Raw genomic sequence first — 16,551 nt, 5'->3', positions numbered from 1 at the left:
GACAGGAGCCGGAAACGCAAAAGAACCCCACCGAAGTGGGGTTCCTGCTGGTGTCCGAGGGGGGACTTGAACCCCCACGCCCGATAAAGGGCACTAGCACCTCAAGCTAGCGCGTCTGCCATTCCGCCACCCGGACCAGGTGGTCGGCCCCGGTTTCCCGCGGCGACAAGGACAACAATAGCAAAGGATCGGCGTGCTTCCGACCAGGTATTCGGGCCGGGCCGCTCGCTGACCTGCGGGCATGTACCCGAAGGGTCGGCGAGACTTCGCGTCTCGCGGCTCAGCGGGCCGGTTCGGCGCGCTCGGCCCTCAGCCAGTCGTCGTTGTCCTGCCAGGCGTAGAGGGTGGTGCCGTCCATGTACGCGTAGTAGAGGCCGCAGCGGGCGGCGGCCTTCCCCCGGGCGTCCTTCGGGAACCAGTCCTCCTTCAGCGCGACCTCCTGCGCCTTCGGCCGCGGCTCGGTCGTGCACTCGGCCGGGAGCCGCTCGTCCGGCAGGGTCGCCTTCAGCAGCCGGTCGCCGCCGGTCGTCCGTATCGAGTACCGCACCGACTCCGCCTCGTCCGCCAGCCAGCGCGGCACCGAGGCCCGCGCCGACTTCGCCTCCGCCCCCGTCGCGTACGCGTGCGTCTCCTGATGGCGGTTGCCGTACCAGTCGGCCGCGGCCGGGAGGGCGACCACGATCGCGAGCCCCACGGCCGAGAGGACTGCGGCGGTGATCAGGACGGCGGACCTGCGGATCATGGGGCTTTCGCTTCCCTCGGCGTCTGGTGTGCGGCGTTCCTCATCCTCCGCCCGCGCCCGGGGCGGCGCGTCCTTCCACCGGGCGGGATCCGCGTACATCTCAGGTCGTACACCCCCTCGGCACATCCGGATGCCGATACGCGCTGGACACCACGGGTGCCGAGGCGGTCGGATGAGCGCCGCACGTCGCCGTCCACGGGGGTACACATGGAAACACCGCACCGCGTCAGCACGTTGGAGCTCTTCTTCGACCTCGTCTTCGTCTTCACCATCACCCAGCTGACGGTGCTGCTGGCGGACGACATCAGCTTCCGGGGCGCGGGCCAGGTGCTGGTGATCTTCACCGTCCTGTTCTGGATGTACGGGGGCTACGCGCACCTGACCAACCAGGTGCCGCCCGACCGCACCGTGCGCAGGGTGCTGCTGATCCTGGCCATGGGGGCGTTCCTGGTCTGCGCGCTGGCGGTGCCGACCGCCTTCGGGGCCGGCGGCGTCGCCTTCGGGCTGGGGTACGTGTTCGTCGTCCTCGTGCACAGCGCCCTGTACACGCAGGCCCACGGCACCGGTGTGCTCTGGTTCGCACTGCCCAACCTGCTGTGCGCGCTGTCGGTGCTGGCGGCGGGGTTCTTCGACGGGCCGCCCGCCTGGGGGCTGTGGATGCTCGCCCTGCTGATCCAGTTCGTCGTGCCGCAGCTGGTGCAGAGGGTGGCGGCGAGCGGGGCGGCGCCGGCCGAAGCCGCGTCCGCGGCCGCGGTGACGACGGTCAGCGACCAGCTCGGCGGCATGAGCGCGGAGCACCTCGTGGAGCGCCACGGACTGCTGCTGATCATCGTCTTCGGCGAATCCGTGATCGCGATCGGGATCGGCACCGGCTCGCTGCCCCTGTCCGTGGGGATCGCCGGGGGTGCCTTCCTCGCGCTCGCCATCGCGTCGGCGCTGTGGTGGATGTACTTCGTCCGTGACGAGGGCCGGGCCGAGGAGGTCTTCGCCGAGACGGCCCCCGAGAAGCGTTTCAAGCTGGCGATGCTCGCCTACTACTACGCCTTCCTGCCCATGCTGCTCGGGATCGCCGCCTTCGCGGCCGGCGTCAAGAAGACCATCGGGCACCTGGGCGAGCACCTGCACACCGGCCCCGCGCTCGCCCTCGCCGGCGGGGTCGCCGTCTACCTGGCCGGGGACCTGGCCTTCCGGGCCGTGCTCGGGATCGGCCCGGCCCGCTTCCGGGCGGCGGCGATGCTGCTCGCCCTGGCCACGGTCCCGCTCGGCGCGGCCACCGCAGGGCTCTGGCAGCTGCTCGCGCTGGTCGTCGTACTCCTGGCCGCGCTGGGGGCCGAGGCCCGCTGGGCCCCGGCCGCCTCGGCGGAACGTGCGCAGGCCGCTACGGGCAGTGGATGACCTGGCCCGCGTACGAGAGGTTGCCGCCGAAGCCGAACAGGAGGACCGGGGCACCGGTCGGGATCTCGCCGCGCTGGACCAGCTTCGAGAGCGCCATCGGAATGCTCGCGGCGGAGGTGTTGCCGGAGTCCACGACGTCCCGGGCGACGACCGCGTTCACGGCGCCGATCTTCGCGGCCAGCGGCTCGATGATCCGCAGGTTCGCCTGGTGCAGGACGACGGCGGCCAGGTCCTCGGGGGTGATCCCGGCCTTCTCGCACACCTTGCGGGCGAGCGCCGGGAGCCGGCTGGTGGTCCAGCGGTAGACGGCCTGGCCCTCCTGGGCGAAGACCGGCGGGGATCCCTCGATCCGGACCGCGTGCCCCATCTCCGGGACCGATCCCCACAGGACCGGGCCGATGCCGGGCTCCTCGCAGGCCTCGACCACGGCCGCGCCCGCGCCGTCGCCGGTCAGTACGCAGGTGGTGCGGTCGGTCCAGTCGGTGATCTCGGTCATCTTGTCGGCGCCGATGACCAGGGCGCGCGTGGCGGAGCCGGCCCGGATCGCGTGGTCGGCGGTGGCCAGGGCGTGGGTGAAGCCCGAGCAGACGACGTTGAGGTCCATGACGGCCGGGCTGCCGCCCATGCCCAGCTTGGCGGCGACGCGGGCGGCCATGTTGGGCGAGCGGTCGATCGCGGTGGAGGTGGCCACCAGGACGAGGTCGATGTCGTCGGGGGTCAGCCCGGCGCCGGCCAGGGCTTTGCCCGCGGCGTGGAAGGCCAGCTCGTCCACCGGTTCGTCGGGGCCCGCCATGTGCCGGGTCTTGATGCCGACCCGAGAGCGGATCCACTCGTCGTTGGTGTCGACCATCGCCGCGAGGTCCTCGTTGGTGATCACTTTCGCGGGCTGGTAGTGCCCTAGCGCCACCACGCGTGAACCGGTCATGGGCGGGGTCCCCCTTATTGGGAAGTCAGGATCACCCAGCTTGACCTGCTACTGGTGGGTACAGGTGCACGTGACCCAACAGGATTACCGCCCCTGAATTTGGAGATTCCGGAGGATCTTCCTGCCGGGAGCGCCGTACGGCGGCGATCCGCGAGAATGGGCTCGTCAGCTGCACGACGGGGTGCGCGACGAGGACGGACAGAACGGGCGGGCTGATCACCATGGGACGGGTCACCGAGCGCCGTCGTGTCATCCGGGTGCGCAACGGAGTGGCCGGGGTGCGCCCGGACACGCTGGTCGCCGAGGAGCCACTGGAGATACGGCTGGGCGGCAAGCCCCTGGCCATCACGATGCGCACCCCCGGCGACGATTTCGCGCTGGCCGTGGGCTTCCTGGTGAGCGAGGGCGTACTCGGCTCCGCGTCGGACGTACGGGCCGTGACCTACTGCGAGGGGGCCGCGGAAGACGGCTCGAACACCTACAACGTGGTCAACGTGCAGCTCGCACCCGGAGTCGCGCTGCCGGACATCACGCTCGAACGCAACGTCTACACCACCTCCTCCTGCGGCCTGTGCGGCAAGGCCAGCCTGGACGCGGTGCGCACGGCGACCCGCTTCCCGCTCCGGCCGAGCGGGGCCGCGGACGGGGTACGGATCCCCGCCCGGCTCCTCGGCGAGCTGCCGGACCGGCTCCGCGCCGCGCAGAAGGTGTTCGACCGCACCGGCGGGCTGCACGCGGCCGGGCTCTTCTCGCCGGAGGGCCGGCTGCTGGACGTACGGGAGGACGTCGGCCGGCACAACGCCGTGGACAAGATCGTCGGCCGGGCCTTCCAGGCCGGCCTGCTCCCGCTGGCGGACGCGGTCCTGGTGGTCTCGGGCCGGGCCTCCTTCGAGCTCGCGCAGAAGGCGGTGATGGCGGGGGTAACGGTCCTGGCCGCCGTATCGGCCCCGTCCTCGCTGGCCGTGGACCTGGCCCTGGAGTCGGGCCTGACGCTGGTCGGCTTCCTGCGCGGACCGAACATGAACATCTACGCGGGCGAGGAGCGGATCACCTGGTGAGTGCCGGGCTCCGTCACGCCCCCCTCACCCGTCCGGGCGGTGGCGGGCGGACGGCGCCACGGCCCGCCCGGCGTCGGCGTGAGGTGTTCCGCGCGGGTCACCTCAGCGCCCCCGGCGGGCGCGTCGTCCCGCCTTGGCCGCCGGCGTCGGCTCCGGCTTCGGCGGGTCGATCCGGTGGAGGTCCAAGGTCGCCGGGACCGGGGCGACACCCGGGCCGCCGGCTTCCGCCCAGGCGATGACCTCGTCCGTGGCGGTGTCGTCCAGCGCCCAGCCGAACCAGGCCGCGCGTGCACCCCGGCGGCGCGCCTCGGTGGTGGGCTGGACCACGATCACGTTGGCCTGTGCGCACGGCCCGAGGCAGTCGCTCGTACGGACGGCCAGCCGGCCCTCCGACGCCGCGGCGGCCTCGCGCAGCCGGGCCAGCTGGCCGGCGTGGTCCGAGCCGGGGTTCTTGCGGGGGTCCCCGCAGCAGCAGCCGCGGCAGACCACCAGGGTGCAGGGGCGTTCGGCGTGGGCGGCGAGCGGGCGTATCCAGGTCACCGCCGCACGTTACCGGGCCCGCGGCGCGGGGTGTTGGAGCTCCGGCGAGACCTCCACCACATGCCCGGCGGGCAGTTCGGGGCCCGCCTCGGGCTCCGGGTCCCGGGCGCGGCGGCGCGCCAGCACCGCGCACACCATCAGCTGCATCTGGTGGAACAGCATCAGCGGCAGCACCGCGAGGCTCGCCTGGGCCCCGAACAGCACGCTGGCCATGGGCAGTCCGGCCGCGAGGCTCTTCTTCGACCCCGCGAACTGGATCGCGATCCGGTCCGCCCGGCCGAACCCGAGCCGCTTCGCCCCGTACCAGCTCACCAGCAGCATGACGGCGAGCAGCACGCCCTCCACCGCCATCAGCGCGCCCAGGCGGGCGGCGCTGACCTGGTGCCAGACCCCGGCGGCCATGCCCGCGCTGAAGGCGGCGTACACGACGAGCAGGATCGAGCCGCGGTCGACGTATCCGAGGACCTTCTTGCGCCGGACCAGGAAACCGCCGACCCAGGGACGCAGGGCCTGGCCCAGCAGGAAGGGCAGCAGGAGCTGGAGGACGATCTTGAGGAGGGAGTCGAGGGAGAACCCGCCCCCGCTCCCGCCGAGCAGGCCGGCCGCGAGGAGCGGGGTGAGGACGATGCCGGCGAGGCTGGAGAAGGAGCCCGCGCAGATCGCGGCGGGGACGTTGCCCCGGGCGATCGAGGTGAAGGCGATCGAGGACTGGATCGTCGAGGGGACCAGGCACAGGAAGAGCAGACCGCCGTACAGCTGGGGCGTGAGCACGGTGGGGACCAGGCCACGGGCGGCCAGGCCGAGTACCGGGAAGAGGACGAACGTACAGGCCAGCACGGTGAGGTGGAGCCGCCAGTGGCGCAGGCCGTCGAGGGCCTCGCGGGTGGAGAGCCGGGAGCCGTAGAGGAAGAAGAGCAGGGCCACGGCCCCGGTGGCGACGCCGTCGGCGACGGTGGCGGCCGAGCCGCGGGCCGGCAGCAGGGCGGCCAGGGCGACGGTGCCGAGGAGGGTCAGGATCCACGGGTCCAGGGGCAGCCGGGAGGGCGGGTGCGGGCGGCGCATGTACGGGGCTCTCCGGTCGGTGGCTCGTCGGGACCCCTTCATCGTCGCCGTGGCCCGGTGATCGGGAAACCCGTACACCGCACTGACTGTCATCTCGCTTCGTGATGACGATGGCAGCATGGGTCCCATGGCGGCCATGTACGACCCGGTCCAGCTGCGCACCTTCCTCACGGTGGCGCAGACGCTCAGCTTCACGCAGGCCGCGGGCCGGCTGGGCGTGCGGCAGTCCACGGTCAGCCAGCACGTGCGGCGGCTGGAGGAGGCGACGGGCCGGCCGCTCTTCCTGCGGGACACGCACAGCGTGGAGCTGACGGAGGCCGGCGAGGCGCTGCTCGGCTTCGCCCGGACCATCCTGGAGGCGCACGAGCGGGCGGCGGCCTATTTCACCGGGACGCGGCTGCGGGGGCGGCTGCGGTTCGGGGCCTCGGAGGACTTCGTGCTGACCCGGCTGCCGGAGATCCTGGAGGGCTTCCGGCACGAGCACCCCGAGGTGGACCTGGAACTGTCGGTCGAACTGTCCGGGACCCTGCACGAACGGCTCGACGCGGGGCGGCTCGACCTCGTCCTGGCGAAGCGGCGCGGGCCGGGGGACGAGCGGGGCCGGCTGGTGTGGCGGGACCGGATGGTGTGGATCGGGGCGGAGGGGTTGCGGGTGGATCCGGACCGACCTGTTCCGCTGATCGTCTTCCCGCCGCCCGGGATCACCCGGGCCCGGGCCCTGGAGGTGCTGGAGCGGGAAGGGCGGGGCTGGCGGATCGCCTGTACGAGCGGCAGCCTGAGCGGACTGGTCGCGGCGGCCCGGGCCGGGCTGGGAGTGATGGCCCACACCCGGGGTCTGATCCCGCCGGGGCTGGTACGGGTGGCGGGGCTGCCGGACCTCGGGTCGGTGGAGTTCGCGCTCCTGCGGGGCGGGCGGAGCTCGCCGGAAGCGGAGGCACTGGCCTCCGCGATCCTCTCCGGCGCGGACCGCCTGACCCGCCCCGCCTGACCTGCCCCGGCGGTCGGGCGGGCGGTTCGGGTGCCGCCGCTCGGGTGCTCGGCCGCTCGGGCGGTCAGGTGCTCAGGACCACCAGGCCCTTCGCCGTGGGCAGGGTCCCCGGGGTGAGCGGGGCGAAGGTGACGGGGAGGGACAGGCGCGGCTGATCGGAATCCGGCAGCGGGCCGAAGAAGTACGCCGCCTCCGATGCCGTGTCGCTGACCAGGTGGGGGTCGGCCGGCGAAGCCGTCGGGCGGGTCAGCGGGGTGCGGAACAGCATGCGCAGGTGGCGCAGGGTCTCCGGGGTGACCCCGGGGAGCGGACGCGCCGCGGGGGCCGCGTCCGCGGAGGCCGGGGCGTCCGGGAGGGCCGGGGCGTCCTGCGCGTCCGGCGGGATCGCCCCCGACAGCAGCAGCGCCAGCAGCACCGGGACGGCCTTGAGCCGCAGGGCCCGCGTCGCCTCGTTCAGCCGGTGGGCATGCGAGGAGGGCAGCGACAGCGCGAGGCTCCCGGCGGCGTCGCCGGCCGCGATCGGGACGGCCGAGCAGATCACGCCGGGGGAGTACTCGCGCAGGTCGAAGACCGGCGCCCCCGGAGCCACGGCGTCGAGGGCGCTGAACAGGACCCGGCTGTCGGTGATCGTCTGCGGGGTCAGCCGGGCCGGCCGGTACCGGGCGACGTGGTCGCGGCGCCGGTCGGCGTCGAGCTGGGTCAGCAGGCACTTGCCCACGGCGCTGGCGTGCGCCGCGGCCTTGAAGTCCACCCACTCGCGCACCGGCGGGGCCCCCGGCCCGTCCGCCATCTGCGTGATCCGGACCTCCCCCTCCGCATACCGGCTCAGGTACACCGCGGCGCCCGCGCTGTCCCGGGCCAGGGCCAGCGTGCGCTGGAGCTGGCCCGGGAGTCCTCCGGCGCCGGGTGCGGCGAGCCGGTCGAGGGCGGGCCCGCGCGCGAAGACCCCCGCGCCCGGCCGGTACGCGTACTCCTCCTCGCAGAGCATCGCCAGCAGCGGCCGCAGCTCCGCCTCGGCCAGGCCGGACTCCCGCCGCAGCTGGGCGGCCCGCACCCCCAGCGGATGCCGTTCGAGGACCCGTACGACGGCGAGCGCGCGCCGAGCCTGCGCCATGGCCTCGCCCGTGCCCGCGGAACGGGCCGGCTGCCCGGACACCTGGGCCACCACGCGCTGCCGCGGCACGGACCGCTCCGGCTCCGCCGCCACCGGGGGCATCGGCCGGAACGCGGCCAGCACCGAGGGCAGCCCGGGCCTGGGCAGCGGCACCGGGCCCAGATCGGGATCGTCGAGCTGGTCGACGTAGCGCAGCACGGTCGCCTGTGCGCACAGCCGCACCTCGCGCAGATCCCGCCGGCCGTTCGGCCGGTAGCCGCGCCGGCCCAGCTCGCGCGCCCAGAACCGGGCGTCGTGGTGCTCCCCGCGCCGGGAGTGGTCGAGGAAGAGGCAGTACGCGGCCGAGGCGGTCCGCGCCCGGCCGGAACCGGCGGCGAACTGCCACCAGAAGCGGGCGCCGTCGCGCAGTCCGGCCAGGTGCAGCAGGCAGCCGAAGACCACGGCCCCGGCCAGATCGGTGTGCCCGCTCCCGACGAAGGCCGCGAGCTGCGCCTCGGCCGTGGCACCGCACACGGTGGCCAGGCAGACGGCCTTCAGGTCGCGCCGGGCCCGTTCGGAGTCGAGCGGGCAGTCCCGCGCGGGGTCGCTCCACCCGTACGCGGCCCGGCGGCGCGGGGGCGCCGCGGCGGCCCGTCCCCGGGAGGCGCGCAGCAGCCGGGCCTCCGCCGCGCCCAGGTCGTAGTGGGGGTACCGGTCCCGGACGCCGGCCCGGCTCAGGAACTCGGCCAGGGAGCGGCGGGCCGCCTCGCCGTCGCGCTCCCCCGTGTCCTCGCGGCGGCTCATGACTCGGGTGATTCTGCGGGCCCGGGCGATTCCGCCGGGCCGACGCTTTCCGCCCGGACGGCCGGATCGGCGGAGGCGTCGAGCATGCGTGCGAGCCGCCGGTGGGCCTGGCCGAGCTGCGAGCGGACGGTGGCCTCGTCCACGCCCATCACGGACGCGGCCTCCCCGGGGGTGCACTGGAGCCCGTAGCGCAGCAGGACGGCGTCGCGCTGGCGCTCGGCGAGCCGGGACACGGCGGAGTAGAAGCGGATGGTGTCGGTCAGCACCTCGCACTGCTGATCGGAGCGGGCCTCCTTGAGGGCGGCCTCGAAGGCGCTGATGTCCATCGGTTCGGGTGCGGTGGGTGCGGCCGGCGGGCCGCCGCGTCCGGCGCCGCGCGGCTCCTGCCGGTCGACCAGGCGCTGCTTGAGGATGGTCCAGGCGTAGGCGTCGAGCCGGTCCATGTGGAGCATGCGTAACCACTCGTTCATGATCGAGTCGAAGGCGGCGTCCACCGCGTCCTCGGCAGCCGCGTCGGATCCCAGCTGCAGGTACGCGAAGCGCATGTACGAGGGCCGCCGGTTGGCGTGGAAGGCCCAGTACGACAGGCGTGCCGTGGGGTCCCACTGGCTCATGGGCGTCGGCTGCCGCCGCCGGCTGGGCAGCGGCAGTCCCACGGCCCCACCGGACTCCTCTGGTCCGCCATCGCTCACCGGTCCACCTCGCCTCGTCCCCTGTGCGCGGACAGCCTGGCAGTGCGGGCGCACCGGGGGAGCGCAGAAGAAAGACCTCGAGGGATTACGTTCGGTCATGACCGGCCGATGACCGACTTCGACCACGCGCCCGCCCAGTCCGTGCGTACGCATATGCCGGGGCCGAGCAGGGGCGCCGTGCACCGGCGTACGCCCCGTGGACCGGTGTCCGCGATGATCCGGACCGGCTGTAGCATGGGCCCATTGCGAGGGCCGTGACGCAGAGGTCACCACCCTCGCTTTTGCGTTACGCCCACCGACGTCCACCCCACGAAAATGCGGCACGTGGCCTTTCGGCGGTTCGATACGATGAACCGCATCACAATCCGTCACGTCACGTTGTCACCGCATAGATGAAATGGAGCATCCGAGGATGGCTCGACACCTGATCACCAGCGCGCTTCCCTACATCAACGGGATCAAGCACCTGGGCAACATGGTCGGGTCGATGCTTCCGGCGGATGTGTACTCCCGGTACCTCCGCCAGCGCGGCCACGACGTCCTCTACATCTGCGCCACCGACGAGCACGGCACCCCCGCCGAACTCGCCGCGAAGGAGGCCGGCCTCTCGGTCGCCACCTTCTGCGCGCAGGCGCACGACGCCCAGAAGGCGATCTACGACGGCTTCGAGCTGTCCTTCGACTACTTCGGCCGCAGCTCCTCGCAGCAGAACGCCGAGATCACCCAGCACTTCGCGCGGCAGCTCCAGGAGAACGGCTTCATCGAGGAGCGCGCGATCCGGCAGGTCTACTCGCCGGTCGACGGCCGCTTCCTGCCGGACCGCTACGTCGAGGGCACCTGCCCGCACTGCGGTTACGACAAGGCACGCGGCGACCAGTGCGAGAACTGCACCCGCGTGCTGGACCCCACGGACCTGATCGAGCCCCGCTCGGCGATCTCCGGCTCCACCGAGCTGGAGGTCCGCGAGACCAAGCACCTCTTCCTCCTCCAGTCCAAGCTGCAGGTCGAGGTCGAGGCCTGGGTCGCGGAGCACGAGGAGGAGTGGCCGCAGCTGGCGTCCTCCATCGCCCGCAAGTGGCTGACCGAGGGCCTGCACGACCGCGCCATCACCCGCGACCTGGACTGGGGCGTGCCGGTACCGGCCGACACCTGGCCCGAACTGGCCGCCGACGGCAAGGTCTTCTACGTCTGGTTCGACGCGCCGATCGAGTACATCGCCTCCACCAAGGAGTGGGCGGACGCCGACCCGGCCAACCGCGACTACAAGGCGTGGTGGTACGAGGCCGAGGACGTGCGCTACACGCAGTTCATGGCCAAGGACAACGTCCCGTTCCACACGGTGATGTTCCCGGCCACCGAGATCGGCACCCGCGAGCCGTGGAAGAAGGTCGACTACGTCAAGGCCTTCAACTGGCTGACGTACTACGGCGGCAAGTTCTCCACCTCGCAGAAGCGCGGCGTCTTCACCGACCACGCGCTGGAGATCCTCCCGGCCGACTTCTGGCGCTACTTCCTCATCGCCAACGCGCCCGAGTCCGACGACTCGTCCTTCACGTGGGAGCACTTCACCACCACGGTCAACAAGGACCTCGGCGGCACCCTCGGCAACTTCGTCAACCGCGTCCTGACCTTCTCCCGCAAGAAGTTCGGCGACGAGGTACCGGCGGGCAGCCCGGCCGGCGAGGCCGAGGCCAGGCTGGGCGAGCAGATCGCCGAGCTGCTCGCCGAGTACGAGGGCCACATGGACTCCCTCCAGTACCGCAAGGCCGCGGCCGCGCTGCGCGCCCTGTGGTCCGCCGGCAACGCCTACCTCGACGAGAAGGCCCCCTGGCTGGAGGTCAAGACCGACCTGGACGGCGCGGCGCTCACCCTGCGCACCGCGATGAACCTGATCCACCTCTACTCGGTGGTCTCGGAGCCCTTCATCCCGGCCTCGGCGCGCACCATGCGCTCCTCCTTCGCGCTGGCCGACGACACGACGACGTGGATCAGCCCGGAGCAGGCCAAGTCCCTGGACGCGGTCCCGGCGGGCACGCCGTTCACCGTGCCGCCGGTGCTCTTCGCACGGATCGCCGAGGAGGACCTGGAGTCCTACCGCGAGCGCTTCGGCGGCACCGAGACCGCCTGACCCTCCCCGCCGGGCGAAGGGGCGCGACCTGCCGGGGTCGCGCCCCTTCGCCGTACCCGGCCCGGGCGGGCGCAAGGGCGGACGGTCGGGGTAGGGAAAACCCGACCGCGAAGTGTCCGCCTGGAGGGACCGACGCGGCGCGGCCGAGCGGCTGGAATGGGCCCATGACCCCTTCCCTCCCCGTGTTGCGGACACTCGGCTGGCTCGCCGCGGCCGCCTGGGCGCTGTCCTTCCCGCTCGTGTCCCCGCTGGAACCGCACCGGCTGTGGGGCTGCTGCGCGGCGGTGGGCTACCTCTGCGCTGCGGCCCTCGACGCCCGCCGGCCGCGCGCCGCCCTCGCCGCCGCCCTCACGGGCGCGATCGCCGTCCCCCTGCTGTGGCTCGTCCTGAGCGGACGGGGCCAGTCCGAGGTGACCGTCATCGAACGCTCCGGCCGGCTGCTCCTGGAGACCGGACGGATGTACGTGGACCGGCCGGCGGGGGTCGAGGAGTACACCCCGTACCTGCCCGGCATGGCGGTCTTCGGCATCCCGCACGCCGTGCTGGGCGGGCCTCTGGGCGACGCCCGGCTCTGGTGCGCTGCCGCGCTGTTCGGCGGTCTGCGGGCCGGACGCAGGCTCCTCGGCGCGGCGCACGCCCCGTGGCTTCCGCTGCTCGTGGCCTCGCCGGTGGTGGCCCTGCCGCTGACCGTGAGCGGCGTGGACCTCCCGCTGGCCGGGCTGCTCTGCCTGGCGCTGGCGGCCGCGGCGGCCGGACGGCCGGTCCTGACCGGAGCGGTGCTCGCCGCGGCCTGCGCGCTGAAGTGGACGGCGCTGCCCGCGGTGGCCGTGACGGTCGCGCTGCTCGCCGTCCTCGGCGGCCGGCGGGCCGCGGTGCGGTGCGCCCTGGTGGCCTTGTCGGGCACGGCAGTGCTGATCCTGCCCGGCGCGGTGCTCCAGCCTGCGGAGCTGTGGCGGCAGGTGTTCGCGTTCCCGACCGGGCGGGCCGAGGTACCGACCCCGGCGAGCAGCCCGCTCCCCGGGCACCTGCTGGCCGAACTGGGCCCGTGGGGCTGGTACCTGACGGTGGCCCTGCTGGCGGTGGCGGGCCTCGCGGTGGCGGTCTCCCTGTCGGTGCGCCCGCCACGCACGGTGGTCGCCGCCGCCGACCGCCTCGCGATCGGCCTCACCCTGGCCTTCGCCCTGGCCCCGGCGGGCCGTTTCGGCTACCTCGCGCTCCCGGTCCTCCTGGCGGTCTGGGCCAGGTCGGTGGCCCGGCCCGGTTCCTCGCTCGTCGTGGCGGGATCCCCGGCCGGCAACGCGCGACGGGGTCAGCCCTGCGCGCCCCGCAGATGAGCCAGTACGGCCAGGACGCGCCGGTTGCCTTCGGTGGGATCGAGATCCAGCTTCATGAAGATGCTGCTCGCGTGTTTGACGACGGCGGCCTCGGTGACGAACAACCGGGCGGCCAGAGCCTGGTTGTTGAGGCCCTCGGCCATCAGGGCCAGCACCTCGCGCTCGCGCGGGGTGAGCCGGGCGAGCGGCCGGTCCGTGTCCTGCCGACCCAGCAGGACACGGACCACCTCGGGGTCGATCACCGTCCGGCCGGCCGCCACCCGTTCCAGGGCGTCGAGGAACTCCGCGACCTCCCCGACCCGGTCCTTGAGGAGATAGCCCAGTCCGCCCGCGCCGCCCGCCGCCGCGCCGGCGGTGAGCAGCTGGGTCGCGTACGCCGTCGCGACGTACTGCGAGAGGACCAGTACCGGCAACGAGCCGTCCCGGGAGCGCAGTTCGAGGGCGGCGCGCAGCCCCTCGTCGCGGAAGCCGGGCGGCATCCGGACGTCCGTGACGACCACGTCGGGCCGCTCTGCCTCCACCGCCCGCACCAGCGCGTCGGCGTCGGCCACGGCGGCCAGGACCCGGTGGCCGCCGCGGGTCAGGAGTTCCGTCAGCCCGGCACGCAGCAGGACCGAGTCCTCGGCGAGGATCAGCCGGAGCACGGCACCTCCACGCGGAGCTCCGTCGGACCGCCCACCGGACTGGACACCACCAGCCTGCCCTGCAACATCGCCACCCTGTCCGCGAGACCCGCCAGGCCCGCTCCCGCGCCGGGATCCGCCCCGCCGCGGCCGTCGTCGGTGACGGAGAGAGTCAGCCGGCCACCGTCGACCCTACCGGCGATGCCGATGCGGGAGGCACCGCTGTGCTTGGCAGCGTTGGCCAGGGCCTCGGTCACCGTGAAGTAGGCGGTCAGCTCCACCGGTTCGGGCAGCCGGGGCACGTCGTCCAAGTCGACCGTCACGGGCACGGGATGGCGCAGAGCGACCTCCGCGACGGCAGCCGCGAGCCCGTGATCGGCGAGCACCTGAGGATGGATCCCCCGTACGAGGTCCCGTAGTTGCTCCAGCGCCCGGCGCGCCTCCCCGCGGCCCCGGGTCACCAGAGCGGCGGCGCCGGCGGCCTGCGGCACCCGGCGCAGCTCCAGCTCGGCGAGACCGAGGGTCATGCCCAGGGCGACCAGCTGCTGCTGCGCGCCGTCGTGCAGGTCCCGCTCGATCCGCCGCCGTTCGGCCTCGAACGCCTCCACGAGGCGCACCCGCGAACGGGTCAGCTCCAGCACCCGGGGGTCCTCCTCGCGCGCCCCGAGCAGCAGCCGCGCCGTCTTCACCTGCGCGCCCGCGAGCAGCCCGGCCGCGTACGCGGCCAGCACCAGCCCGGCCAGTCCGACGGCGGTGCCGCCCAAGGCCTCCAGCGGCCCGGAGACGGCCCTGCCGGGGATGAGCATCACGGTCTCGGGGGCGAGGGCCCACACGACGACCGGGCTCGCCACGAGGGTCAGCGAGAAGGCGAGCAGGCCGACGATCCCGAGGCCCGCCGCGCCGAACACCGGCCCGAGCAGGGCCGCGTACCCGAACTCCCGCCACGTGGCCCGCTCGCGCAGCCGGGTCCGCAGCCAGGCGGCGGCGCCGGCCCCGGCGAGCGAGGTGTGCGGATCCGGCACCGGGACCGGTTCCAGCCACCGCAGCCGCCACCGCTCCAGGGCGCCGAGCGGCACCCCGCCCGCGACGGCGCCGAGCAGCAGGAGCAGTCCGATCCCGGCCACCGACAAGAGCACCCCCAGCCCGACGAGCACCGCCAGCGCGAGCAGGACCCCGTACCCGAGGAGCGTTCCGCTGCCCAGGTACGCCCAGCAGCGCCAGGGCCACCACGAGGCGAGGAAGCGGGCCGGTGTCTTCAGGGCGGCCCAGACGGCCACGGGCGGTGCGCCGCCCTGGGGTTCGGCGCCCCGTGGTTCGGCGCGCCGCGATCGCTCGAGCGGCTCCCCGGGGGCGGTGGGTTCGGGCGTGGGGAACGAGCGGGCGGACATGCGGTCAGCGTAGGCGAGGGGCGCCCGGGCCGGGGCCGGGGGCCGGGCGGGGCCCCCGCGGCGTCAGAGCGTGGCCCCGGCCACCAGGAAGCCGCAGATCAGGACCAGCAGGATGGCGAGCAGCGGCCAGACGAAGCGCAGGTACTGGTCGTAGCCGACCTTGGCCAGGGCCACGCCGCCGATCGTCACGGCCGTGGTCGGGACCCAGAGGTTCATCCAGCCGCTCGCCGCCTGCCAGGCCGTGACCGCCAGGGCCCGCGAGACCCCCGCGAAGTCCGCGAGCGGAGCCAGGATGGGCATGGCCAGCGTGGCATGGCCGGAGGTGGAGGGGATCAGGAAGGCGAGCGGCAGGTTCACCAGGAACACGATCACCGCGAACAGCCCGGACGAAGTGCCCCCGACCATCCCCTCGATGGAGTGCAGGACCGTGTCCGTGATCTTCGAGTTGTTCATGATGACGGTCACCCCGCGCGCCAGCATGATGACCAGCGCCGGGGAGATGAAGTCGGCGGCGCCCTGGATGATCGTGGAACTCAGCTTCGCCTCGCCCAACCGCGCCACCAGGCCCACCAGCACCGCCGCGCACATGAACAGGGCGGCCAGCTGCGGGAAGGACCAGTCCAGTTCCCAAGGGTACGGGGCCGCGTCCGCCTTGCCGGTCAGCGCACTGGACCAGGGCACCACCGAGAAGATCATGAAGGCGAAGACGAGGACGAGCAGGACGAGAACCGTCTTGTGGAGGCGGGTCAGCTCCGGCTCCACCACGTCGGCCCCGGTCGCCTTCCGCTCCCGGTCGCCGGGCAGGAAACCGCACACGGACTTCGCCGGGTCCCTCTGGACGCGTCGCGCGTACCGGACGACGTAGAGGATGGTGACGGGGGTGAGCACCAGCCACATCGCGAAGCGCAGCGCGATGCCGTCGCCCAGCGAGATGCCGGCGGCCGAGGAGGCCACACCGGTGGCGAAGGGGTTCACCGTGGAGCACAGCACGCCGATGCCCGCGCCGAGGATGGCGGTGCCGGCGGCGACGAGCCGGTCGTAGCCGAGGGCCAGCATCATCGGCACCAGCAGCCCGTAGAAGCCGAGGGTCTCCTCCGCGAAGCCCTCCACCGTGCCGAGGACCGAGAAGGCAAGCATCACGGCGGCGATCAGCAGCGCGCCGCGCTCGCGCAGCCGGTGGGCGAGCAGGGCGATGCCGCGGTCCAGCGCGCCGGTGGCGAAGACGACCGTGATGAACGCGCCCATGGCGAGGACGAAGAGGAACACCCCCGCGCTGCCGTAGAGGGCCCCGGTCAGGCTCGGACCGACCTCGTGGGTCTTGAGGTCCTGGATGCCGTACAGGCCGTTGACGGGGGAGAGGAACAGGTCGTTCAGGCGGTCGGTGAAGCTCTGCGTGCCTTCGACCCGGTGGTAGGTGCCGGAGACGGGCGCTCCGTTGTCGTCGCGGTCGTACTGGCCCGCCGGGACGAGGAACGCCAGGCCCCAGACCGCGACGGTGACCAGGGCCAGGACCGTCAGCGCGCTCGGGAAGGCGAACTTCTTCCCGGGCGGTGGCGGCTCCTCCTCCTCGGGGACCGGGGGCGCGGTGGGCGTCGTGGTCACCGGGAACCTCCCTCCGGGCCGGGCCGATTCCCGGCCGGGTCCCGTTCCGGCGCCGCCGGGGTGCGGATGCGCTGCTCCGATCATGGGGCGGGGGAGTGCTGGGCGCAGTGGCGGAATGGGCCGGGCGGGTGAACGGCTCCCGCGCGGTGAACCACCGGTCCGACGCGGAGGCGATGG

14 protein-coding genes and 1 tRNA gene are annotated in these 16,551 nt (G+C 73.5%); 5 read left to right on the top strand and 10 right to left on the bottom strand.

The annotated features are described in order from the left end of the window. Positions 1-48: 48 nt before the first annotated feature. Both ACFY1T_RS28730 and ACFY1T_RS28725 read right to left on the bottom strand, forming a co-directional pair. Positions 49-136, bottom strand: a tRNA-Leu gene (locus ACFY1T_RS28730). A 144-nt stretch (positions 137-280) separates the two neighbouring features. Continuing rightward, complete coding sequence (locus tag ACFY1T_RS28725) at positions 281-742, bottom strand: hypothetical protein (RefSeq protein ID WP_390790725.1); 462 nt, start codon at positions 740-742, stop codon at positions 281-283. 207 nt (positions 743-949) lie between these two features. Between ACFY1T_RS28725 and ACFY1T_RS28720 the strand changes: the two genes are divergently transcribed. After that, on the top strand, positions 950-2,137 hold the full coding sequence (locus tag ACFY1T_RS28720; RefSeq protein WP_390790724.1) for a low temperature requirement protein A: 1,188 nt from the start codon (positions 950-952) through the stop codon (positions 2,135-2,137). On the opposite strand, the gene ACFY1T_RS28715 is transcribed toward ACFY1T_RS28720, so the two are convergent. Then, positions 2,121-3,062 (bottom strand): beta-ketoacyl-ACP synthase III, encoded by a 942-nt coding sequence (locus ACFY1T_RS28715; protein WP_030868169.1) that lies wholly within the window; start codon positions 3,060-3,062, stop codon positions 2,121-2,123. The two genes, ACFY1T_RS28720 and ACFY1T_RS28715, sit on opposite strands and share 17 nt — an antisense overlap. 221 nt (positions 3,063-3,283) lie before the next feature. On the opposite strand from ACFY1T_RS28715, the gene fdhD reads away from it, so the two are divergent. Next, positions 3,284-4,120 (top strand): formate dehydrogenase accessory sulfurtransferase FdhD, encoded by an 837-nt coding sequence (gene fdhD / locus ACFY1T_RS28710; RefSeq protein ID WP_390790723.1) that lies wholly within the window; start codon positions 3,284-3,286, stop codon positions 4,118-4,120. Between the two features lie 102 nt (positions 4,121-4,222). Here the strand turns inward: fdhD and ACFY1T_RS28705 are convergent, their stop codons facing one another. Together ACFY1T_RS28705 and ACFY1T_RS28700 are read right to left on the bottom strand one after the other, a co-directional pair. Then, a complete protein-coding gene (locus ACFY1T_RS28705; protein WP_390790722.1) occupies positions 4,223-4,660 on the bottom strand; it encodes a (2Fe-2S) ferredoxin domain-containing protein in 438 nt (145 codons plus the stop codon). A 9-nt stretch (positions 4,661-4,669) separates the two neighbouring features. Beyond that, the gene (locus tag ACFY1T_RS28700) at positions 4,670-5,722 is read right to left on the bottom strand and encodes a bile acid:sodium symporter family protein (protein WP_390790721.1); all 1,053 of its coding nucleotides are present in this window, start codon (positions 5,720-5,722) and stop codon (positions 4,670-4,672) included. Between the two features lie 136 nt (positions 5,723-5,858). Between ACFY1T_RS28700 and ACFY1T_RS28695 the strand changes: the two genes are divergently transcribed. Continuing rightward, a complete protein-coding gene (locus ACFY1T_RS28695; protein WP_390790763.1) occupies positions 5,859-6,710 on the top strand; it encodes a LysR substrate-binding domain-containing protein in 852 nt (283 codons plus the stop codon). A 64-nt stretch (positions 6,711-6,774) separates the two neighbouring features. Here ACFY1T_RS28695 and ACFY1T_RS28690 read toward each other — a convergent pair whose 3' ends face one another. Continuing rightward, positions 6,775-8,607, bottom strand: coding sequence for an IclR family transcriptional regulator C-terminal domain-containing protein (locus ACFY1T_RS28690; RefSeq protein WP_390790720.1), 1,833 nt, complete (start codon positions 8,605-8,607; stop codon positions 6,775-6,777). Beyond that, complete coding sequence (locus ACFY1T_RS28685) at positions 8,604-9,221, bottom strand: RNA polymerase sigma factor (RefSeq protein WP_390790719.1); 618 nt, start codon at positions 9,219-9,221, stop codon at positions 8,604-8,606. Before ACFY1T_RS28685 ends, ACFY1T_RS28690 begins: the two co-directional genes overlap by 4 nt. Before the next feature lie 490 nt (positions 9,222-9,711). On the opposite strand from ACFY1T_RS28685, the gene metG reads away from it, so the two are divergent. Both metG and ACFY1T_RS28675 read left to right on the top strand, forming a co-directional pair. Further along, complete coding sequence (metG, locus tag ACFY1T_RS28680; protein WP_030868189.1) at positions 9,712-11,427, top strand: methionine--tRNA ligase; 1,716 nt, start codon at positions 9,712-9,714, stop codon at positions 11,425-11,427. 164 nt (positions 11,428-11,591) lie between these two features. Continuing rightward, positions 11,592-12,761: a hypothetical protein gene (locus ACFY1T_RS28675; protein ID WP_390790718.1), complete on the top strand. Its 1,170-nt coding sequence runs from the start codon at positions 11,592-11,594 to the stop codon at positions 12,759-12,761. Here the strand turns inward: ACFY1T_RS28675 and ACFY1T_RS28670 are convergent. From ACFY1T_RS28670 to ACFY1T_RS28660, 3 genes are all read right to left on the bottom strand, one after another. Then, a complete protein-coding gene (locus ACFY1T_RS28670; RefSeq protein WP_390790717.1) occupies positions 12,737-13,405 on the bottom strand; it encodes a response regulator in 669 nt (222 codons plus the stop codon). The genes ACFY1T_RS28675 and ACFY1T_RS28670 overlap by 25 nt on opposite strands. Next, entirely contained in the window at positions 13,393-14,772 is a 1,380-nt protein-coding gene (locus tag ACFY1T_RS28665) for a sensor histidine kinase (protein ID WP_390790716.1), read from the bottom strand. Before ACFY1T_RS28665 ends, ACFY1T_RS28670 begins: the two co-directional genes overlap by 13 nt. Positions 14,773-14,835: 63 nt before the next feature. Continuing rightward, the gene (locus tag ACFY1T_RS28660; RefSeq protein WP_390790715.1) at positions 14,836-16,374 is read right to left on the bottom strand and encodes a YfcC family protein; all 1,539 of its coding nucleotides are present in this window, start codon (positions 16,372-16,374) and stop codon (positions 14,836-14,838) included. Positions 16,375-16,551 lie beyond the last annotated feature (177 nt).

The sequence above is a fragment of the Streptomyces sp. NPDC001194 genome (genome assembly GCF_042896985.1).
Lineage (GTDB): Bacteria > Actinomycetota > Actinomycetes > Streptomycetales > Streptomycetaceae > Streptomyces.
The sequence above is the reverse complement of the archived record's forward strand: the minus strand, read 5'-3'. Positions and strand labels throughout refer to the sequence as shown.